The sequence below is a fragment of the Pseudomonas sp. B21-017 genome (genome assembly GCF_024749245.1).
Taxonomy (GTDB): domain Bacteria; phylum Pseudomonadota; class Gammaproteobacteria; order Pseudomonadales; family Pseudomonadaceae; genus Aquipseudomonas.
In genome coordinates, this window is sequence record NZ_CP087194.1 from 5,570,456 (window position 1) to 5,591,337 (window position 20,882).

Genomic DNA, 20,882 nt, shown 5'->3' on the forward strand with positions numbered 1-20,882 from the left:
TGCCAGCTTTCCGTTTGTCGGACCGCTCCTGGTTAAATGTTAAAAAAGTACCGGGAGCAGGTCAGACAAAGTCAAGACAGATTGCAGCGCGAGGTTTACTGTATTCGCCCTGCGCCAGAAATCGTGTCGACGCAGTTGACCGGACGCCCACCCACAGCGCTCCGGGATTTTTAGTGTTCAAAAGGCCGTTCAAGTAAAAGGAAAACCGCAGCGATGGCGTATTACCGCACTCCTCACGACGTTACCGCTCTGCCCGCTTGGCAAGCGCTGAATGACCACCGCCAAGCCATGCAGGATTTCAGCATGCGCGAAGCCTTTAATGCCGATCCGCAGCGTTTTAATCAATTCACCCTCAGCAGCTGCGGCCTGTTTCTCGACTACTCGAAGAACCTGATCAACGCCGAGACCCGCAATCTGCTGGTGGGCCTGGCCAACGAAGTCGACCTCAAGGGCGCGATCAAAGCGCTGTTCTCGGGCGAAATCGTCAACGCTTCCGAAGGACGCCCGGCCCTGCACACCGCACTGCGCCGTCCGGTGGGCGACAAGCTGTCGGTCAACGGCGTCAACGTGATGCCCGACGTGCACAAAGTGCTGAACCAGATCACCGATCTCGTGGGCCGTATCCACGACGGTCTGTGGCGCGGTTACACCGAGAAGCCGATCACCGACGTTGTGAACATTGGCATCGGTGGCTCGTTCCTCGGCCCCGAGCTGGTGTCCGAAGCGCTGCTGTCCTACGCCCAGAAAGGCGTGCGTTGCCATTACCTGGCGAACATCGACGGCAGTGAATTCCACGAACTGACCATGAAGCTGCGCGCCGAGACCACGCTGTTCATCGTCTCGTCGAAATCCTTCAACACCCTCGAAACCCTGAAAAACGCCCAGGCCGCCCGCGCCTGGTACCTGGCTCAGGGCGGTTCGGAAGCCGAGCTGTACCGTCACTTCATCGCCGTCTCCAGCAACAACGCGGCGGCCGTGGCATTCGGTATTCGTGAAGAGAACATCTTCCCGATGTGGGACTGGGTCGGCGGCCGTTACTCGCTGTGGTCGGCCATCGGTTTGCCAATTGCCCTGGCCATCGGCATGTCGAACTTCAAGGAACTGCTGTCCGGTGCATACACCATGGACCAGCATTTCCAGAGCGCGCCATTCGAACAGAACATGCCGGTACTGCTGGCGTTGCTCGGCGTCTGGTACGGCAACTTCTGGGGCGCGCAGAGCCACGCGATCCTGCCGTACGACCACTACCTGCGCAACATCACCAAGCACTTGCAACAGCTGGACATGGAATCCAACGGCAAGAGCGTGCGCCAGGACGGCACGCCAGTGTCCACCGATACCGGCCCGGTAATCTGGGGCGGCGTTGGCTGCAACGGTCAGCATGCTTACCACCAGTTGCTGCACCAGGGCACCCAACTGATCCCTGCCGACTTCATCGTGCCGATCGTCAGTTTCAACCCGGTGTCCGACCACCACCAGTGGCTGTACGCCAACTGCCTGTCGCAAAGCCAGGCATTGATGCTCGGCAAGACTCGCACCGAGGCTGAAGCCGAACTGCGTGACAAGGGTATGGCCGAGGATGAAGTGCAAAAACTGGCCGCACACAAGGTGATCCCGGGCAACCGTCCGAGCAACACCCTGGTGCTCGAACGCATCAGCCCGCGGCGTCTTGGCGCACTGGTAGCGTTGTACGAACACAAAGTCTTCGTGCAAAGCGTGGTCTGGGGCATCAATGCCTTCGACCAGTGGGGTGTGGAGTTGGGTAAAGAGCTGGGCAAAGGCGTCTACAACCGCCTGGTCGGCAGCGAAGAAACCCCGGCCGACGATGCTTCCACCCAAGGCCTGATCAACTACTTCCGCGGTCGTCACCGCGGGTGATAGGCTGAAGGGGCGGTTTACCCGCCCCTTCAACTTGCAGCACTGACAGTTCCACGGCACCGGGTTTACTGCAAAATCGGTGGCGTGCGCTCCTACACGGGGTCGCGCAGCTCCCCTCTTGTCGCAAAACAAGAATAAGGAACCGTCATGTTCGATATCAGCACGTTCCCCAAAGCCGATGCCGTCCGCCGGGCTGCACAGTTGAGTCAGGACGACTATAAGCGCCTGTACCGTGAATCCATTGAGCACCCCAGCACCTTCTGGGCCGAACAGGCCACACGGTTCCTCGACTGGAGCACGCCGTGGCAGACCGTTCAGCGGTACGACCTGAAAACCGGTGACGCAAGCTGGTTTGCCGGCGGAAAGTTAAACGTCAGTTACAACTGCATCGACCGTCACCTGGAAAAGCGTGGCGATCAAACCGCGATCATCTGGGAAGGCGATGACCCCGCCGAATCCATCCAGATCACCTACAAAAAACTCCATCACAACGTCTGTCGACTGGCCAACGTGCTCAAAAGTCGTGGCGTGAAGAAAGGCGACCGCGTGTGCATCTACATGCCGATGATCCCCGAAGCTGCCTACGCCATGCTCGCCTGTGCGCGGATCGGCGCGATTCATTCGGTGGTGTTCGGCGGATTCTCCCCGGACTCACTGCGTGACCGGATCCTCGACGCCGACTGCCGCACCGTAATCACCGCCGATGAAGGCGTGCGCGGCGGTAAATTCGTGCCGCTCAAACAGAACGTCGACAAGGCCCTGCAAAGTTGCCCGCACGTCAGCAGTGTGATCGTGGTCGAGCACACCCAAAACCAGGTGAATTGGGTTGAAGACCGCGACCTCTGGTATCACCAGGCCCTGCGCGATGTCGGTGACGATTGCCCGCCAGAGCCGATGGACGCCGAGGACCCGCTGTTCATCCTCTACACCTCCGGCAGCACCGGTAAACCCAAAGGCGTGCTGCACACCACTGGCGGCTACCTGCTGCAAGCGGCAATGACCTTCAAGTACGTGCTCGACTATCGCGACGGTGAAGTCTTCTGGTGCACCGCCGATGTCGGCTGGGTCACCGGCCACAGCTACATCGTCTATGGGCCGCTGGCCAATGGGGCGACTACGCTGATCTTCGAAGGCGTCCCAAGCTACCCCAGCACCTCGCGCTTCTGGCAGGTGATCGACAAGCACCACGTGAACATCTTCTACACCGCCCCGACCGCCTTGCGTGCGTTGATGCGTGAAGGCCCCGGACCGTTGAAGGAAACGTCCCGCGAGAGCCTGCGATTACTCGGCACTGTCGGCGAGCCGATAAACCCGGAAGCCTGGGAGTGGTACTTCAATACGGTCGGCGAGCAGCGCTGCCCAATTGTCGATACCTGGTGGCAGACCGAAACCGGCGGCATCATGCTCAGCCCGCTGGTCAGCACCCAACGGGTCAAACCCGGTTGCGCCACCCAACCGATGTTCGGCGTACAACCGGTGTTACTCGATGAACAAGGCAAGGAAATCAAAGGCGCCGGCAGTGGCGTGCTGGCCATCAAGTCCAGCTGGCCGGGGCAGATCCGCAGCGTCTACGGCGATCCGAAACGGATGGTCGAAACCTACTTCAAACCCTACCCCGGCTACTACTTCACCGGCGATGGCGCGCGCCGCGACGAGGACGGCGATTACTGGATCACCGGGCGCATCGACGACGTGATCAACGTCTCCGGGCACCGCATCGGCACCGCCGAAGTGGAGAGCGCGCTGGTGCTGCACGACAGCATTGCCGAGGCCGCCGTGGTCGGTTACCCCCATGACATCAAAGGCCAGGGGATCTACGCCTTCGTTACACCCATGAACGGCGTCGACCCCAACGACGATCTGAAGAAAGAACTGCTGGCCCATGTCAGCCAGGAAATCGGCAGCTTCGCCAAACCGGACTTGATCCAGTGGGCCCCGGCCCTGCCGAAAACCCGTTCGGGCAAGATCATGCGACGGATCCTGCGCAAGATCGCCTGCAACGAACTGGACAGCCTCGGCGACACCTCGACCCTCGCCGACCCGAGCGTGGTGCAGGGCTTGATCGACAAACGCCTGAACTCGTAGATCGCTCGCGCAACCGCCGTTTGGCCGAGCCATTCGGCGGGTTGCGCAAGCAAGCCCGCTCCGATAGGTGATCTTCAGTGAACACGAAAATTGTGCCTCACCTAAATCCGCTGTGGGAGCGGGCTTGCTCGCGAAGACGGCGGCACAGTCACCACATCCCTCGCATTTGCCACCCAAACTCAAAGCCCAGAGCTGTTAAACTCCCGCGCCCCCAATTCCCTCCAGCAAGGCGCCCAGCATGTCTTCCTTGAATCAGGCGCTGTGCGCCGCCCTTGATCGTCGCCAGGACCTGCTCGCCGAGCTGCATCATCAAGGCACCGATTGCTATCGCCTGTTCCACGGCAGCCAGGAAGGTGCCGGCGGCTTGACCATCGACCGCTATGGCCCGCAACTGCTGGTGCAAAGCTTTCATCAGTCACTGGAGCGTGACGCCCTGCTGCAATTGCACGAAATCGTCAATCAACAGCTGGGCCTCGATAGCCTGCTGGTCTACAACGACCGCTCCCGCGGCAACTCGCGCATCGACCGCGAAGACACCGTCTACCGCGCCGACGAGGCCGCCCTGCAAGACTTGATTGGCCACGAATGGGGGCTGAACTACCGGGTTCGCGGGCGCCATGCCGGCCAGGATCCGTTGCTGTTTCTCGACCTGCGCAACGCCCGCGGCTGGGTCAAGGCGCACAGCAAAAACAAAAGTGTGCTGAACCTGTTTGCCTACACCTGTGGCGTCGGTCTCTGCGCTGCGGCCGGTGGTGCCAGCGAGGTGTGCAACCTGGACTTTGCCGAAGGTAACCTGGCGGTCGGCCGCGAGAACGGTCTGCTTAACCCGCAATTGCCGACCATGGAGTTCATCCAGTCCGACTACTTCCCGGCGATTCGTCAATTGGCCGGCCTGCCGATCAGCCAGCGTCGTGGGCAAAAACTGCCGAGCTATCAGCGCCTGGAGCCGCGTCAATACGATCTGGTGCTGCTCGATCCACCGGCCTGGGCCAAGAGTGCTTTCGGCACGGTCGACCTGTTGCGCGACTACCAGAGCCTGCTCAAACCGGCGCTGCTGACCACCGCCGACAACGGCGTACTGATCTGCTGCAACAACCTGGCGAAGGTCAGCATGGACGATTGGCGTGAACAGGTTTTGCGCTGCGCAGAGAAGGCTGGTCGTCCGGTTCGCGAATGGACAGTGATGAAACCGGGCGGCGATTTCCCGTCAATGGATCAACAGCCACCGCTGAAAACGCTGATCCTGCAGCTCTGACAATCCACACCCGTTATCAGACAAATCCTATAAAGCGTGATTGCTTCGGAACCGCAAACGCATGCCATACTCCAAGGCACTCCGATTCCGACAGATGAAGCCACACATGCCCAAAGGATTGATCCGCGCTATCGGCGCCTTGTTAACAGCCCTGGCCCTTTACAGCCTGCTGGGGTTTCTGATTTTGCCGGGCATCGCGTTGCGGGTTGCCAACCAGCAATTGGCCAACTACGCCACGACGCCCGCGACGATTTCGCGGATCGAACTCAACCCGTTCAGCCTTGAAGTAACCCTTTGGGGCCTGATCATCGGCGAGCCGGGCAAGGAACAAGTGGGCTTCGAACGCCTGTACGCCAACCTGCAGATCGACAGCCTGTGGACCAAGGCGCTGCATCTGTCGGATATCGAACTGGACAAACCCAAGACCGAAATACTCTTCGGCAAGGACGGCCAGCTCAATCTTCTCGGGCTGTTCAAAATCCCCGCCAGCGAACCGACCCCGGTCGACCCGAACGCCAAACCCTTCCCGCTGCGCGTGGAGCGGATCAAACTGGCCGGCGGCTACCTGCATTTCGTAGATGCCCGGCCCAGCGAGCCCATCGAGTTCCTCTACGACAAACTCGATTTCGAGCTGAAGAACCTCAGCACCCTGCCCGACGACAACGCCGACATGACCCTGGTCGCGGTCGGCCCGGCCGGCGGGCAGATCGACTGGACCGGCAATTTCAGCCTGAGCCCGATCGCCTCTGAAGGTAAGCTGAGAATCACCGATGGCAAGATGAAATCCTTCTGGCCCTATGTGCGCGATGCTGTGCCACTGGTCCTGGAAAACGGCGTCCTGAACCTGAGCACCGACTACAAACTCAATCTGAACAAAGGCACCGAACTGCTGCTGGACAACGTCGCCGTCAGCGTCGCGCCTTTCGCCATCAAGGCGCCGGACGGCCGACCGCTGGCGAAGCTCGAACGTCTGGACATCAGCGACACCACCGTGGACCTGGCCAAGCAGCAAGTGGTGGTCGGCAAGATCCGCAGCCAGAAACTGGAAACCTGGGCAGCCCTCGAAGCCGATGGGCAACTCGATTGGCAAAAACTGTTCGCCAGCCAGCCATCCAAACAGGCGGCCAAAGCCAACGCCGAACCCACCAGCACACCCGCGGCAGCCGATTCACCGAAGCCCGAACCGACTGCGCCGAGCAAGCCCTGGCAGGTGCTGCTCAAAGACGTGCAACTGCGTAATTATCAGGTGCACCTGGCCGACCGCAAGGCACAACCCGCCGTAGCGCTGGAGCTCGGCCCGCTGAACCTGGATCTGCAGAATTTCGACAGCCTCAACGGCTCCCCTTTCAATCTCAAGCTCGACACGGGCGTGGGCAAGCAAGGCAAGATCATGGCGGACGGCACGGTCAATCTGGCCCCGATCAGCGCCAAACTGAACGTGCAGACCAGGGATATCGACCTGCGCGTCGCCCAGTCCTACATCAATCCGTTCATTCGCCTCGAACTGCGTAGCGGCATGCTGGGCAGTGATCTGGCGGTCGACTTGAAAAGCACCGAGCCGCTGGCGTTCAGCGTCACAGGCAAAGCCCAGATCGACCAGTTGCATACCCTCGACACTCTGAAAACCCGAGACTTCCTCAAGTGGCAACAGTTGGCGCTCGAAGGCCTGAACTATCAGCACGGCGACAGCCTGTCGATCGACAAGGTCAATCTGTTCCAGCCCTATGCGCGTTTCATGATCAACGATGACCGCACCACCAACATCGATGACCTGCTGATCCCGCAACCGGCCGACTCCGGCGCCAAGACCGCCGCGGCCAAACCGGCAGCCGGAAAAGAAAAACCGCTGGGCATCCACATCGGCGGCATTGCCATCAATGACGGTTCGGCAAACTTCGCCGACTTCAGCCTGACGCCGAACTTCGCCACGGCCGTCCAACAACTGAACGGGAACATCGGCACCATCGACAGCCGCCATGTAAAACCGGCCAACGTCGACGTCAAAGGCAAGGTCGACCGCTATGCGCCGGTGACCATCAAGGGCTCGGTCAACCCGTTCGACCCAATGGCCAGCCTGGACATCGCTACCAGTTTCAGACGGGTGGAACTGACGACCCTGACGCCCTATTCCGGCAAGTTCGCCGGTTACCGCATCCGCAAGGGCCGGCTCAATCTGGATCTGCATTACAAGATCACCAACGGTCAGCTCCTGGCCGAAAACAAAGTGGTGGTCGAGCAGCTGCAACTGGGTGAAAAAGTCGACAGTCCGGATGCAGTAAGCCTGCCGCTGAAACTGGCGATTGCCTTGCTCAAGGATGTCGACGGCAAGATTTCCATCGAACTGCCGGTGAGCGGCGACCTGAACAACCCGCAGTTCAGCATCATGCCGATCATCTGGCAGACCCTGCGCAATCTGATCGTGAAGGCGGCCGCGGCACCGTTCAAAATGATTGGCGGGCTGGTCAGCGGCGGTGGTTCAGAGGACTTGGGCACCGTGGCGTTTGCACCAGGTTCAAGTGACTTGAGCAAGGAAGCCGAAGCGACACTGATCAAATTGTCCCAGGCACTCAAGGAGCGTCCGGCCCTGCGTCTTGAAATCGAAGGCACTGCCGCCAAGAGCAGCGACGGCCCGCTGCTCGCCGAGCAACGCCTGGAACGGGAATACCAGTACAACTACTACAAAATGCTCCAGCGCCGCGGTGACAAGGTGCCGGCCCAGGCCACCATGCTGGAAGTGCCGGACAGCGAGAAAGGCCCGCTGCTCGAAGGAATCTACCGCACACGCCTCAAGATCCAGCCGCCCGCGGAATGGAAGGATCTGGGCAAGGAAGAACGCAACAAAAAAATGCGTGAAAGCGTGATCGGTTTCTGGAGCTCCAGCGAGGTTCTGTTGCGTCAGCTGGGCCAGGAACGGGCCAGCAGCATCAAGGACTACCTGGTGGACAAAGGGCAGCTGGCCGATGACCGCGTGTACTTCATCGACGCCAACCTCGGTGAGGCCGAAAGTGATGGCCGCGTGGTGACGGCCTTGCATCTGGATGCCGAGTGATGGGCGCGCAATGGCTTATAAGCCTGGCCCTGGTATTGGCTGCCGGCCAAGCCGCGGCCGCCGATACCCTGCGCTGCGGCAGTCAATTGATCAGCGTCGGGGACAGGTCCAGCGAAGTGCTGCAAAAATGCGGAGAGCCCGTCGCCCGCGACCTGCTTGGCTACAAGCGCAGCGCCAATCGACGGGAAGAGTTTCAGGTCGAAGAATGGACCTACGGGCCCAACAGCGGGATGTACCAGTACCTGCGCTTTGAAGGAAACCGATTGGTTCAAATCACCAGCAAACGCGGTAACTGAACTCGCGCCCACAGTTTTTTGCGTTGCTCCCAATAGAACAGGCCCCGACACGAATGTCGGGGCCTGTAACGGCCACGTCCATATGGCCTTTCGCATGAGCTCTCAAAAAGCGACAGACGTATGACCTGGCCCGCCTGCCGCATCTTCTCCCGGTCCAGGCGAGAAGCCTTGCCTTACTCGGTTTTCAGGCCGTCAGCGGACACCGCTTTGACGCCTTTGATTTTCTTGGCGATGGCCACGGCGGTGGTTTTCTGAGCTTCAGTCAGCGCAACTGTGGACGACAGCGACACTACGCCTTTGTTGGTTTCAACTTTGATGTCGGTACCCGGGATGCCTTTTTCGGTCACCAGGTCTGCTTTGACTTTGGTCGTGATCCAGGTATCGGAAGTAGCTTCCTTGGCTTTGGTCACTTCACCGGCGGCCAGCGTCATGGGAGCCTGGGTGGTATGGCTGGTCTGGGCGAATGCAGCGTTGGCCATCGTCAGGGTCAGCGCGGTAGCAGTAGCGGCAGCGATAGCGAACTTTTTCATACGAGTAACTCCTGTTCTTCTGGAAAATCTGCTGCGTGTCGTCTTGTCAGCAGGGTTACCAGAGACATTGCGAACGCTATGCCAACTGCTCGATAAAAAATAAATACACATAAATCAATAGCTTAATAACAATGACAATTTTCGAAATCATGCAAAATGCATGAGTGCGACATTATCTACATGCAAGTTGCGGGTTTTAACGCAGGTCTAAGGGCATGAATTGTCGGGGGTTTTCTGAATTATCGGATCGCCCCCAAATGACGAGCAAAAAAATGCCCCGTGTCGTGAGAACGGGGCACTGGGTATGCCTGGCAAAGTGAATCAGGTACCGCTGGCGGTGCAGCCTTTTGGACTGTACTCCGGCGCAACCGTGGTGCCACATGTCCAGCCACCGGCAAGGGTACGCGAAAGCGTAATGGTCTTGCTGAGCACAGGCCCTGGAGCATTGAGGATCGTGCAGGCAATAGTGCCCACACCGGTAGCGGTGGTACCCGATGCCGTAATCGTGCAGTTACCTGTAGTCGCCGTACCGCCGATCAAAGCGAGGGTAGGATCTGTGCCCTGATTCATAATGTCTTCGAAAGGCACCTTCAGTGCCGAGATTTCCGCAAGCGCAGCGGTGACCTTCGCCCGTGATTGGTACTTCGAATACTGCGGCAACGCAAACGTCGCCAGAATCCCGATGATCGCCACCACGATCAGCAGTTCGATCAGGGTAAAACCATTTTGATTTTTCATAGACAGGCTCCATGCATGAGTCGAAATCTCATGATCTGTACAGGGTGCAGCACAGGTCATGCCAAGTCGTATGCGCCCCTGCAGACTGGGCTCGGGATCACGACAAAGACCTTTCGTACCCCCAGGATCCGCACTTTCTGACATTTTTTGTCACCTCACCTCGGCTGGTTTGGTTCCACTGTTTGACTAGGCTATAAGTCATTAACCGCCTGCGTCCGGAATCCCAATGAATGACATTGCCCTTAGCGGTCTGGCCAAGCAATTGGTGCTGGCCGAGCTGATCACTGATCAAAGTGCGCAACAGGCATATCAGCAAGCCCAACGCGATCGAGTCTCACTGGTCAGTTATCTGGTGCAAAACAAACTGCTGAAAAGCTGGCAGGTCGCCGAGGTGGCTTCGGAGCATTTCGGCATGGCCCTGCTGGACCTCAACTGCCTGGAAAAAGACACCCAGCCCAAGGGGCTGGTCAGCGAAAAACTGATCCGCCAGCACCACGCCCTACCCCTCTGGCGACGCGGCAACAAACTGTTCGTGGGGGTTTCCGATCCGAGCAATCAACAGGTCATCAACGACATCCAGTTCAGTACCGGGCTGAACACCGAAGCCATCCTGGTCGAAGAAGACAAGCTCAGCGACGCCATCGAAAAATTCTTCGACAGCCACGCCACCGGCCTGGAAGAGATGGCCGATGTCGACCTCGACGGTCTGGACATCGAGTCGGTCGACGACCAGAAACAGGACGCCATCGCCGGGCAGGACACCGATGACGCGCCCGTGGTGCGCTTCGTCCACAAGATGTTGCTCGATGCGATCAAGAGCGGGTCTTCCGACCTGCATTTCGAACCCTACGAAAAAACCTACCGCGTGCGGATGCGCACCGATGGCATCCTGCATGAAGTCGCCAAGCCACCAACGCAGCTGGCCAACCGCATTGCTTCGCGACTCAAAATCATGGCCAGTCTCGACATCTCCGAGCGGCGCAAACCCCAGGACGGGCGGATCAAGATGCGCCTGTCCAAGAGCAAGTCCATCGACTTCCGGGTCAACACCCTGCCGACCCTGTGGGGCGAAAAAGTGGTGATCCGGATCCTCGATCCGTCCAGCGCGCAAATGGGCATCGATGCCCTCGGCTATGAGCCGGAGCAGAAAGACCTGTACATGGCCGCCCTCAAGCAACCACAGGGGATGATCCTGGTGACCGGGCCCACCGGTTCAGGCAAGACCGTGTCGCTCTATACCGGGCTGAACATACTCAACACCGTCGACATCAACATCTCCACTGCCGAAGACCCGGTGGAAATCAACATGGAGGGCATCAACCAGGTCAACGTCAATCCCAGGCAGGGAATGGATTTCGCCCAAGCGTTGCGCTCGTTTCTGCGCCAGGACCCGGACGTGATCATGGTCGGCGAAATCCGCGACCTCGAAACTGCCGAAATTGCCATCAAGGCCGCCCAGACCGGGCACATGGTGCTTTCCACCCTGCACACCAACAGCGCCGCGCAAACCCTGACCCGCCTGCACAACATGGGGATTCAGGGCTTCAACATTGCGACCTCGGTCAGCCTGATCATTGCCCAGCGCCTGGCGCGCAAGTTGTGCAGCCATTGCAAGAAACCCATCGAGATTCCCCGCGAGACGCTGCTCAAGGAAGGCTTCCCCGAGGAACGCATCGGCTCGTTCACGATCTATGAACCGGTCGGCTGCAATCAATGCAACGCCGGCTACAAAGGGCGAGTGGGGATTTATGAAGTGGTAAAGAACACCCCTGACCTGCAACGGCTGATCATGGCCGAAGGCAATTCACTGGAGATCGACCTCCAGATGCGTAAGGACGGCTTCAACGACCTGCGCACCTCGGGCTTGCTCAAGGCCATGCAAGGCATCACCAGCCTTGAAGAAATCAACCGGGTCACGAAGGACTGAATATGGCGGTCAAAGCAGCGAAAATCAGCGTGTATGCCTGGGAGGGCACAGATCGCAAAGGCGCGAGAATGACCGGCGAGTTGACCGGTCAAAATCCCGCGCTGATCAAGGCCCAGTTGCGCAAGCAGGGCATCAACCCGGGCAAGGTGCGGAAAATGTCCACGTCCATTTTCAGTGCCGGTAAGCGCATCAAACCCTTGGACATTGCCCTGTTTACCCGGCAGATGGCGACCATGATGAAAGCCGGCGTACCGCTGCTGCAATCGTTCGAGATCATCGGCGAAGGCTTCGATAACCCGAACATGCGCAAGTTGGTGGACGAGGTGAAACAGGAAGTCGCGGCCGGTAACAGCTTCGCTGCGGCCCTGCGCAAAAAGCCCCAGTATTTCGACGAGCTGTACTGCAACCTGGTGGATGCCGGCGAGCAGGCCGGTGCCCTGGATACCCTGCTGGAACGGGTGGCGACCTACAAGGAAAAGAGCGAAAGCCTCAAGGCCAAGATCAAGAAAGCCATGACCTACCCGCTGGCCGTGGTGTTCGTCGCAATCATTGTGACCAGCATTCTGCTGGTCAAGGTTGTGCCGCAGTTCCAGTCGGTATTCTCGGGGTTCGGCGCCGAACTGCCGGCGTTCACCGTGATGGTCATCGGTTTGTCGGAGTTCATGCAGGACTGGTGGTGGATGATACTCGGCGTGTTGGCTGGGGGGATCTTCGGCCTGCGCCATGCCTTCAAGAATTCCCCGGGCTTTCGCGACCGGACGGACACCTGGCTGCTGAAACTGCCGTTGGTTGGCGCGCTCATGTACAAGTCCGCCGTGGCCCGTTACGCCCGCACCCTGTCGACGACGTTTGCCGCCGGCGTGCCACTGGTCGAAGCCCTTGAGTCAGTGGCGGGCGCGACCGGCAATATCGTGTTCAAGCGAGCGGTGTTGCGCATCAAGCAGGACGTTTCGACCGGCATGCAGCTGAATTTTTCCATGCGTACCTCCGGCATCTTTCCGACCATGGCGATCCAGATGACGGCCATTGGCGAAGAGTCCGGCGCGCTGGACGACATGCTCGACAAGGTCGCGGGTTTCTATGAGGCCGAGGTGGACAACATGGTCGATAACCTGACCAGCCTGATGGAGCCGTTCATCATGGTGGTGCTGGGTGTTATCGTCGGCGGGCTGGTGGTTGCAATGTACCTGCCCATCTTCCAACTCGGCTCAGCGGTCTGATATGTCCTTGAACGAATTTCTGAGCCTCAACCCGCTGGCCTTCGTGATGACCGCAGGGCTGATCGGCCTGCTGATCGGCAGTTTTCTCAACGTGGTGGTCTGGCGCCTGCCGAAAATGCTCGAGCGTGAATGGCGCCTGCAGGCCCATGACGTACTGGACTTGCCAGCCGAAGCCCCCGGCCCGACCTACAACCTGATATTGCCCCACTCCGAGTGTCCCCACTGCGGCCATCGGATTCGAGTGTGGGAGAACATTCCAATACTCAGTTATCTGTTTTTACGTGGGCGATGCTCGAGCTGTGCAGCGCCGATCAGTAAACGTTACCCGCTGACCGAACTGGCCTGCGGCCTGCTGTCGGCGTTCGTCGCCTGGCATTTCGGTTTCGGCTGGCAGGCCTGCATGGTGCTGGTCCTGAGTTGGGGCCTGCTGGCGATGAGCCTGATCGATGCCGAACATCAACTGTTGCCGGACGTACTGGTGATGCCATTGATGTGGTTGGGACTGGTCCTCAACAGCTTCGGGCTCTTCGTATCACTGCATGACGCGTTCTGGGGCGCGGTGGCCGGCTACATGGCGCTGTGGACGGTGTTCTGGCTGTTCAAGCTGGTCACCGGCAAGGACGGCATCGGTTACGGTGACTTCAAGCTCCTGGCGATGCTCGGCGCCTGGGGCGGCTGGCAGATCCTGCCCATGACCATTCTGCTGTCATCGCTGGTAGGGGCCATTCTCGGGGTGATTTTGCTGCGCCTGCGGGATGCGAAAACCTCGACGCCGCTACCCTTTGGACCCTATCTGGCCATTGCCGGCTGGATTGCCTTGCTCTGGGGTGGTCAAATAACCGGCTTCTATTGGCAGTTTGTCGGTTTGAAATGAATACCCCTGTGGAAAAACCCTGGATTCTCGGCCTGACCGGCGGCATCGGCAGCGGCAAAAGCGCGGCCGCGCAGCACTTCATCGACCTCGGCGTGCACGTGGTCGACGCCGATCATGCGGCTCGCTGGGTGGTCGAACCCGGTCGCCCGGCACTGGCAAAAATCGCCGAGCACTTTGGCCCCGGCGTGTTGCAAGCCGATGGCCAGCTGGATCGTGCAGCCCTGCGCAAGCTGATCTTCGAGGTGCCGGAAGAACGCCGCTGGCTCGAAGCGCTACTGCATCCGTTGATCGCCGAGGAAATCGCCCATCATCTGGCCAAGGCACAATCGCCTTACGCGATTCTGGTTTCGCCGCTGCTGATCGAGTCCGGGCAGTACGCCATGACCCAACGGGTCCTGGTGATCGATGCCCCGGAACAGTTACAGATCGAACGCACCCTGCAGCGTGACCAGACCAGCGAACAGCAAGTCCAGGCGATCCTCAAGGCTCAGTCCAGCCGACAGGACCGCTTGAGCCATGCCGACGATGTGGTGGTCAACGACCGCGACCTCGCCTGGCTGCACAGCGAGGTCGAACGCCTGCATCACTTTTACCTTACTTTGCGTGGAGGCCAGTCATGAGCCAAACCCCGACCGTCGAATGCCCAACCTGTGGCGCCCCTGTCGAATGGAGCCCCGAGAGCAAGTTCCGGCCGTTCTGTTCGGACCGTTGCAAACTGATCGACTTGGGCGCCTGGGCGTCGGAAGAACACAAGATCCCGGTGCCCCCTGATGCCGAGGACGAGATGTTCAGCGGCGACTTCGACCCGCGTCACTGATCCCGGCCATCAGGGCCGCATAAAGCCATAGTCCTGGCCCTCGTCGAGGTTCTCGGCGAGAAACCGCAACTCATCGGCCAGGTCTTCGATATTGCGCACTGCCTTGCTCTGCTGCACCACTGCACTGAGCAAGGCGCGCAGGCTCAATCCCGGATCGAAGCCCACCTCTTGCGCCACATCCAGACTCTGACGCAACTCCTGCCTGGCCCACTCGTAGACACTCATTTCGATGCTCCTGAAGGTTTTCCGAAGCATGGATTCGTCAACGTTTTTTGGATTTGATGTGGATCAAGATTTGGGATCGTCATCTTTCCAGGGCGCCGATAGATAGCGCGTGCGATTGAACGTCTCCAGCCATTCTGGGCAAAACACCACCAACGCGCTGACCACCATGCCGTTGATGAACGCTTCCGGAAAAATCAGCAGCCAAAGGTAACCGACAAAGTCTTCCAGCCAGTACGGCATGACGAATCGCTCGTCGTACCACAGCAGCGTGAGCGTCAGGATCAGGCACAACAAGGCCGACAGCGCAGCGGCAAAAAAACCGGAACAGAAGATGTACACGAAGGGATTACGTGGCTGCGCGCGCTCCACCAGGATGGCGCAGCACTCGGTGACCAGCACCGGCAGCAGGATCAGCAGAGCGCCATTGACCCCGACAGCGGCCAGGTCCTGACGCCCGAGCAACACCAAGCCCACCTGCGCGACCAACCCGCCGACAATCGCCAACGGCCAATCCAGCAGTAAGGTCACGGCGGTCATGCCGATGAAGTGATAGGACACGCCGGTATCGAAGTCCCGTCGCACCAGCCACAGCATAAACAACGCGAACACCGTACCGAACAGCAGATGCTGGCGGCGGCTGTCGCTGAACAGTTCGACCCATGGCGCTCGTGCAATTGCCCAGATCAGCGCCGGTATATAGATCAGCCAACCCACCGTCAGGGTTTGGGATGACAGTAACTCGGCACCGATCATGGCTGGGCACACTCCTTTGTCTTACCAGAAGAGAACAGGTCATCAGTCTACACCGGCCTTTACTCCCTTCGACTTCGGGTTGGTATACACATTTGTACCGGCCCCGGGGGTGCTCCACGATTGGGTACATATCCATTTCTGCGGTAACGACCACCTAGGGTTCCGCCCTTACGGCGGGTCACTTTCGAAAAGCGCGAAAGTAACCAAAGCGCTTTGCCCCGCCATTCGGTGCCTCGCTTAGGCTCGGCATACCCTCACTCCGGCATTGCTCCGGGGGCCCGCCGCCATCGGCCATCCATGGCCGGGGGCGGCTACCGCGGCATCCCTGCCGCGGTGCCCCCTGCGCAATACCTGCGTTCGGCCTCTGGGAAAGGGGCGGATAGATCAAGATCAAAAACCAAAGCAACGGCAAGATCAAAAGATCGCAGCCTTCGGCAGCTCCTACAGGGGAATGCGTTCACTTGAAGTCAGGCCGGCCGGTAGGCCGCCTCGCTTTTGCTTTGGCGGTGCACGCCCCCTCGAGAGGCCGAGTGGAGGTTCTGCGCAGTGGGCAACCCGGCATGGATGCCGGGTTAGCCGCCCCCGGCCATGGATGGCCGATGGCGGCGGGCCCACGGAGCAGGACCGGAGCGAGGGCATGCCGAGCCTAAGCGAGGCACCGAACGAAAGGGGCAAGAGCCTTTGGTTACTTTGGGCTTTTCAAAGTGACTCGCTGTAAGAGCGAAACCGCCAGCCGGCACTACCGCAGAAACGGATATGCACACAATCAACAGCGATTGTTACATTTCTCGCAAGACTGAATCAGACCCAGCCCCCTTTATCGCCCACAGGCAAAGACTAAAATTCAGACACTGGAACCCACACAGAGCACAGAAAAATGAAAACCCTGACCAGCCTGTTCCTGACCCTCGCCGCCACCTCGGCCCTGGCCGCCAACGAGCCAGCCGCTGCCACCCCGTACAACCCGGCACAACCACTGGACATCGCCAAGGTCGTTTCAGTGACAGACACCGCAACCGCCTGCGGAGTCGTGCCAGCGACCATGGAATATATCGACCATCAGGGCCAGACCCATCGCGTGACGTACGAAGTCATGGGCAACTGCACCACCGATCTGTGATCGCTCCGGTCATAACAACTTCCATGTGTAGCTGAGAATCAGGCGGTTCTCGTCGATATCACTGCGGTAGTTGGAGCGCGCCATGGCGTTGCGCACGCGGATCCCGAGGCCTTTGAGGCTGCCGCTTTGCAACACATAGCCGATGTCCAGATCGCGCTCGCGGTCCTTACCTTCAAACCCCTTGCCGGTGTCGACGTTATTGCCGGTGATGTAACGCACGGTGCTGGTCAGCCCCGGCACACCGAGGGCGGCGAAGTCGTAGTCGTAACGCGCCTGCCAGGAACGCTCGTCGGCGTAGGCAAACTCGTAGGTCGGCACCTCGTTGCCCAACGGAGTGATGTTGGCAAACACTCGCGGGAAGGCGCTGTCGCCGAACATACCCTGATAGCCGACATAAAACGTGTGACCGCCGCGCTTGGCCGACAGCAAAGAGAAGAACGCCTGGTTGTCGATGTTGCCCAGTAATTTTTTGCCGTCCTCACGCGAATCGTAATAGCCAAGGTTGGCGCCCAGGGTCCAGTCCCCCAACGGCTCGCTGTGCTTGAAGCCGAGAAAGCGCTGGTTGTAGATATCCTCCAATTGCCCGAACCAGGCGCTGACCGAGCTGCGTTTATCATTGAACGCGTAGTCGGCGCCGGCAAAGTTGAAACCATCGCTGCTGACCTGACGCTGGGGTACATGACCGAGCATGGCTTGCATCTTTTCATCTCCAGCCTCGTTGCGCAGGCTGGTCGAACTCAAATGACCGCCCTGTAAGGTCAGGCCATCGATCTCATTGGAGCTGATGCTTGCGCCCTGATAACTGGGCGGCAACAGACGGATATCGCTGAAGGCCAGCACCGGCAGGTTGGGTTGCAGCTCCCCCATCTTCAATTCGGTCTTGGAGTAACGCGCCTTCAGCGCGCCCTCCAGACGACTGTATTCATTCGCCGCGCGTCCATCATTGCGCACCGGCAGCAAACCGGTATTGACCCGGTCCGGGCTGCTGTCGAGTTTGAGGCCGAGCAGGCCAATGACATCCACACCAAAACCGACAGGCCCCTGGGTATAACCGGATTTGACGTTGAGAATGAAGCCCTGTGCCCACTCTTCGGCCTTCGACTGTTTATTGGCCCCGACGATGTCGGAGAAGTCCCGGCTGAAGTAGTAATTGCGCGCTTGCAAGGTGGCGGTGGTGTCTTCGATGAAGCCGCCCTCGGCGGCCACCGCACCGGTGGAGAAACTCGAGACGACAGCGATGGACAACACTGACCCGGTTGTTGGAAAAATCTGTTTCATCGTTTTTTCTCTTATTTTTATTGATCGACAGGTTGAAGTGCTTCAGTCGCAGCATTTGCGCTGCGAGCGATGGGACGCCGGGCGTTTAACAACCAGTGGGTGACCATGCCGAAAATCAGTCCCCAGAAAGCGGCAGACAACCCAAACAGCGACATACCCGAGGCGGTGGAGAGAAAGGTCACCAATGCGGCTTCATGATCACTCGGCACCGCCATTGCGCCAGCCAGTGCCCCGGCGATCGCGGAGAACAGCGCCAGCCCGGCCAGGGCCGCGATCAACTCCTTGGGAAACGCCGAAAACAACGAAACCAGCGTGGCGCCGAAGATCCCCAGCACCAAATAACAGAGACCGCCCACCACCCCGGCCACATAGCGTTTGTCCGGGTTTTCATGGGCCTCGCGACCGGTACAGATGGCGGCGGTAATCGCCGCCAGATTCAGCCCGTGACAACCGAACGGCGCCAACAGCGCAGTGCCCAACGCACTGCTGGCGATGATCGGGCCGGCGGGCGTTGCGTAGCCGCTGGCGCGCAGCACCGCCATGCCGGGGACAAACTGGCCGGTCAGCGCCACCATCACCAGCGGCAAGGCGATATTCAGCGTCGCGCTCAAACTGAACGCAGGCGTGACCCACACTGGCGTGGCCAAACCGATCACCAGCGCTTCGCGGTGCAAATCACCGGCGAGAAACGCGATGGAACAGCCCACCAGCAGCACCATCAACACCGCATAACGCGGCATCACCCGTTTGCAGATCAGGTACGTGGCAAACATCGCCAGCACCAGCTGCGGCTTGCCTTGCAACGAGACGAACAACCCGGTGCCGAAACTGAACAAAATCCCCGCCAGCATCGCCGCCGCAATCGCCGCGGGCAGTTTGCCGATGATCCGGTCAAATGCCCCCGACACCCCGACCAGAAAGATAATCAGGCTGCTGACCAGGTACGCGCCCACCGCTTCGGGCATGGATATTCCAGGCAACAACGCCACCAGCAACGCCGAACCCGGCGCCGACCACGCAATGATCACCGGCACCCGGTAACGCAGGCTCAAACCGATACCGAGCACGGCGCTGCCGATGGAAATCGCCCAGACCCACGACGACAGCACTTCTCGCGAGAGGTGCGCGGTTTCGGCGGCTTGAAAGATGATCACCAAGGGGCCCGCGTAGGAAATCACCGTCGCGATAAATCCGGCGACGGCAGCCGACAAGGAAAAATCCCGGAATAACGCTTTCATGAAACGTCGCCGACAGACCCGTCACACGAACCATGGCGCAGGCCCGACAGCGCTTGTTTGACACTGCGCTGACTGCTGATCGCGAACACGGTCATGGCAATGGCGGCCACTGCACCGGGCAAGGCAAACGCCATGAAGTTCAGTTGCAGCGGCAGGCTGATCCCCAGCAAGGCACCGCCCAGCAGCGGGCCGACGATGGCGCCGTTGCGGCCGATGCCCGACGCCCAGCCCAAACCGGTGGAGCGAATGGCCATGGAGTAGAACTGCGCGGCGCAGGCGTACAGCAGAATCTGCGAGCCGATGGTGGTGGCGCCAGCGATGGCGATCAGCAGGTACAACACCGGCATCGGACTGTTGAAGCCAAGCAAGGTGATCGATACGGCTGCACCGGCGAAGAACATCGCCAACACGCGCGGCAGGTTGTGTTTGTCACCCAGCACACCGCCGCCGACCGCGCCGAAAATGGCGCCGAAGTTGAGCACCAGTAGGAACGACAGGCTCGAGCCCAGGCTGTAACCGGCGTTGGCCATCAGTTTCGGCAGCCAGGAACTCAAGGCGTAGACCATCAGCAAGCAGCAGAAAAATGCCAGCCACAGCATCAGCGTGCGCAGCGCCCGCCCCTCACGAAACAACTGCAACACCGGGGTGCCGCTGCCCTTCACTTCGCTCATGTGCAGCTGATCGCCGGTTTGCGCGATGTACGCCGGATCGACTCGCTGGAGAATGTTGCGCGCCTCTTCATTGCGCCCCTGACGCAGCATGAAGCCCACCGATTCAGGCAGGAAGTACATGATCAACGGCAACAGCAGCAACGGCAGCACTGCCACGTAAAACACCGACTGCCAGCCGAAACTTGGGATCAGCACGATGCCGAGCCCCGCCGAGAGCATGCCGCCCACGGAGTAGCCACTGAACATGATCGCCACCAGCGTGCTGCGGATTTTCTTCGGCGCATATTCGTTCATCAGCGCCACGACGTTGGGCATCACCCCGCCAATACCCAGCCCGGCAATGAACCGACAGAGGCCAAACTCGGTGGGGTTACTGGCAAAACCGTTGAGCACGGTAAAACCGCTGAACAGCATCACGCACAGGGTGATGGCTTTTTTACGACCGATCTTGTCTGACAGCGGGCCGAAAAACAGCGCGCCGAACATCATTCCAAACAGTGCATAACTTCCCAGTGCGCCGGCTTGCAGAGGACTGAGCCCCCACTCTTTCATCAGCATCGGCAACACCACGCCGTAGATCACCAAATCGTAACCGTCGAAAATGATGATCAGGGCGCACCAGAACAGCACCATCCAGTGAAAGCGGTTGAATCGTGCCTTGTCGATAACCTCATGTACGTCAATCTTGCGCATGGCATCTATCTCTTGTTGTTGTTTTTTTAAGAGTCGGTAACGCGGCTAACGTCCGTACAGCCGAGGGTAAAGTCGCCAGGCACGGGGCAATATCCGCTTTGCGCAGATCGCTATCCGTTTTGTGCACCGCCCGGAACCGGGCGTTGGGCGGGGAAAGAGGGTCTTGAATCAGAGAAACCTGTGGCGAGGAGCACGTCTATGCTGGATTTACCCGGCTCATGCCTTTGCTCCTATA

18 protein-coding genes are annotated in these 20,882 nt (G+C 59.5%); 11 read left to right on the forward strand and 7 right to left on the reverse strand.

The window, feature by feature from the left end; translation table 11 throughout:
* The first annotated feature begins 213 nt into the window (after positions 1-213).
* The 5 genes from pgi to LOY28_RS25310 all read left to right on the forward strand — a co-directional run bounded on the left by pgi (position 214) and on the right by LOY28_RS25310 (position 8,563).
* Positions 214-1,878 (forward strand): glucose-6-phosphate isomerase, encoded by a 1,665-nt coding sequence (gene pgi, locus LOY28_RS25290; RefSeq protein WP_018930196.1) that lies wholly within the window; start codon positions 214-216, stop codon positions 1,876-1,878.
* 147 nt (positions 1,879-2,025) lie between these two features.
* Positions 2,026-3,963 carry an acetate--CoA ligase gene (acs, locus tag LOY28_RS25295; protein WP_258612687.1) on the forward strand — a complete coding sequence of 646 codons (1,938 nt, stop codon included), beginning with the start codon at positions 2,026-2,028 and terminating at the stop codon, positions 3,961-3,963.
* A 238-nt stretch (positions 3,964-4,201) separates the two neighbouring features.
* Positions 4,202-5,218: a class I SAM-dependent rRNA methyltransferase gene (locus LOY28_RS25300; RefSeq protein ID WP_018930194.1), complete on the forward strand. Its 1,017-nt coding sequence runs from the start codon at positions 4,202-4,204 to the stop codon at positions 5,216-5,218.
* 61 nt (positions 5,219-5,279) lie between these two features.
* The gene (locus LOY28_RS25305) at positions 5,280-8,267 is read left to right on the forward strand and encodes a DUF748 domain-containing protein (RefSeq protein ID WP_258612688.1); all 2,988 of its coding nucleotides are present in this window, start codon (positions 5,280-5,282) and stop codon (positions 8,265-8,267) included.
* The gene (locus LOY28_RS25310; RefSeq protein ID WP_258612689.1) at positions 8,267-8,563 is read left to right on the forward strand and encodes a DUF2845 domain-containing protein; all 297 of its coding nucleotides are present in this window, start codon (positions 8,267-8,269) and stop codon (positions 8,561-8,563) included. The genes LOY28_RS25305 and LOY28_RS25310 overlap by 1 nt, the downstream gene beginning before the upstream one ends.
* A 173-nt stretch (positions 8,564-8,736) precedes the next feature.
* Here LOY28_RS25310 and LOY28_RS25315 read toward each other — a convergent pair whose 3' ends face one another.
* Both LOY28_RS25315 and LOY28_RS25320 read right to left on the reverse strand, forming a co-directional pair.
* Entirely contained in the window at positions 8,737-9,093 is a 357-nt protein-coding gene (locus LOY28_RS25315) for a BON domain-containing protein (RefSeq protein ID WP_018930191.1), read from the reverse strand.
* A gap of 321 nt (positions 9,094-9,414) precedes the next feature.
* Complete coding sequence (locus tag LOY28_RS25320) at positions 9,415-9,831, reverse strand: pilin (protein ID WP_018930190.1); 417 nt, start codon at positions 9,829-9,831, stop codon at positions 9,415-9,417.
* Positions 9,832-10,057: 226 nt separating this feature from the next.
* Here LOY28_RS25320 and pilB point away from each other — a divergent pair, with 226 nt between their 5' ends.
* The 5 genes from pilB to yacG are packed head-to-tail and all read left to right on the forward strand — an operon-like array spanning position 10,058 to position 14,669.
* Complete coding sequence (gene pilB, locus LOY28_RS25325; protein WP_258612690.1) at positions 10,058-11,758, forward strand: type IV-A pilus assembly ATPase PilB; 1,701 nt, start codon at positions 10,058-10,060, stop codon at positions 11,756-11,758.
* Positions 11,759-11,760: 2 nt separating this feature from the next.
* Positions 11,761-12,978, forward strand: a complete 1,218-nt coding sequence (locus LOY28_RS25330) for a type II secretion system F family protein (protein ID WP_258612691.1) — start codon at positions 11,761-11,763, stop codon at positions 12,976-12,978.
* A 1-nt stretch (position 12,979) separates the two neighbouring features.
* Positions 12,980-13,852: an A24 family peptidase gene (locus tag LOY28_RS25335; protein WP_018930187.1), complete on the forward strand. Its 873-nt coding sequence runs from the start codon at positions 12,980-12,982 to the stop codon at positions 13,850-13,852.
* On the forward strand, positions 13,849-14,472 hold the full coding sequence (gene coaE / locus LOY28_RS25340; RefSeq protein WP_026286732.1) for a dephospho-CoA kinase: 624 nt from the start codon (positions 13,849-13,851) through the stop codon (positions 14,470-14,472). The genes LOY28_RS25335 and coaE overlap by 4 nt, the downstream gene beginning before the upstream one ends.
* Positions 14,469-14,669 carry a DNA gyrase inhibitor YacG gene (gene yacG / locus LOY28_RS25345; RefSeq protein ID WP_018930185.1) on the forward strand — a complete coding sequence of 67 codons (201 nt, stop codon included), beginning with the start codon at positions 14,469-14,471 and terminating at the stop codon, positions 14,667-14,669. Before coaE ends, yacG begins: the two co-directional genes overlap by 4 nt.
* Positions 14,670-14,678: 9 nt before the next feature.
* Here yacG and LOY28_RS25350 read toward each other — a convergent pair whose 3' ends face one another.
* Positions 14,679-14,894, reverse strand: a complete 216-nt coding sequence (locus tag LOY28_RS25350; RefSeq protein WP_007938959.1) for a hypothetical protein — start codon at positions 14,892-14,894, stop codon at positions 14,679-14,681.
* 63 nt (positions 14,895-14,957) lie between these two features.
* Positions 14,958-15,647 (reverse strand): energy-coupling factor ABC transporter permease, encoded by a 690-nt coding sequence (locus LOY28_RS25355; RefSeq protein WP_028940362.1) that lies wholly within the window; start codon positions 15,645-15,647, stop codon positions 14,958-14,960.
* An 877-nt stretch (positions 15,648-16,524) separates the two neighbouring features.
* On the opposite strand from LOY28_RS25355, the gene LOY28_RS25360 reads away from it, so the two are divergent.
* Entirely contained in the window at positions 16,525-16,767 is a 243-nt protein-coding gene (locus LOY28_RS25360) for a DUF2790 domain-containing protein (protein WP_018930181.1), read from the forward strand.
* Between the two features lie 9 nt (positions 16,768-16,776).
* Here the strand turns inward: LOY28_RS25360 and LOY28_RS25365 are convergent, their stop codons facing one another.
* From LOY28_RS25365 to LOY28_RS25375, 3 genes are read right to left on the reverse strand one after another with little or no spacing between them, the layout of a single operon-like run.
* Positions 16,777-18,045 (reverse strand): OprD family porin, encoded by a 1,269-nt coding sequence (locus LOY28_RS25365; protein ID WP_258612692.1) that lies wholly within the window; start codon positions 18,043-18,045, stop codon positions 16,777-16,779.
* A 17-nt stretch (positions 18,046-18,062) separates the two neighbouring features.
* The gene (locus LOY28_RS25370) at positions 18,063-19,283 is read right to left on the reverse strand and encodes a benzoate/H(+) symporter BenE family transporter (RefSeq protein WP_258612693.1); all 1,221 of its coding nucleotides are present in this window, start codon (positions 19,281-19,283) and stop codon (positions 18,063-18,065) included.
* A complete protein-coding gene (locus tag LOY28_RS25375; RefSeq protein WP_258612694.1) occupies positions 19,280-20,647 on the reverse strand; it encodes an aromatic acid/H+ symport family MFS transporter in 1,368 nt (455 codons plus the stop codon). Before LOY28_RS25375 ends, LOY28_RS25370 begins: the two co-directional genes overlap by 4 nt.
* Positions 20,648-20,882: the final 235 nt, after the last annotated feature.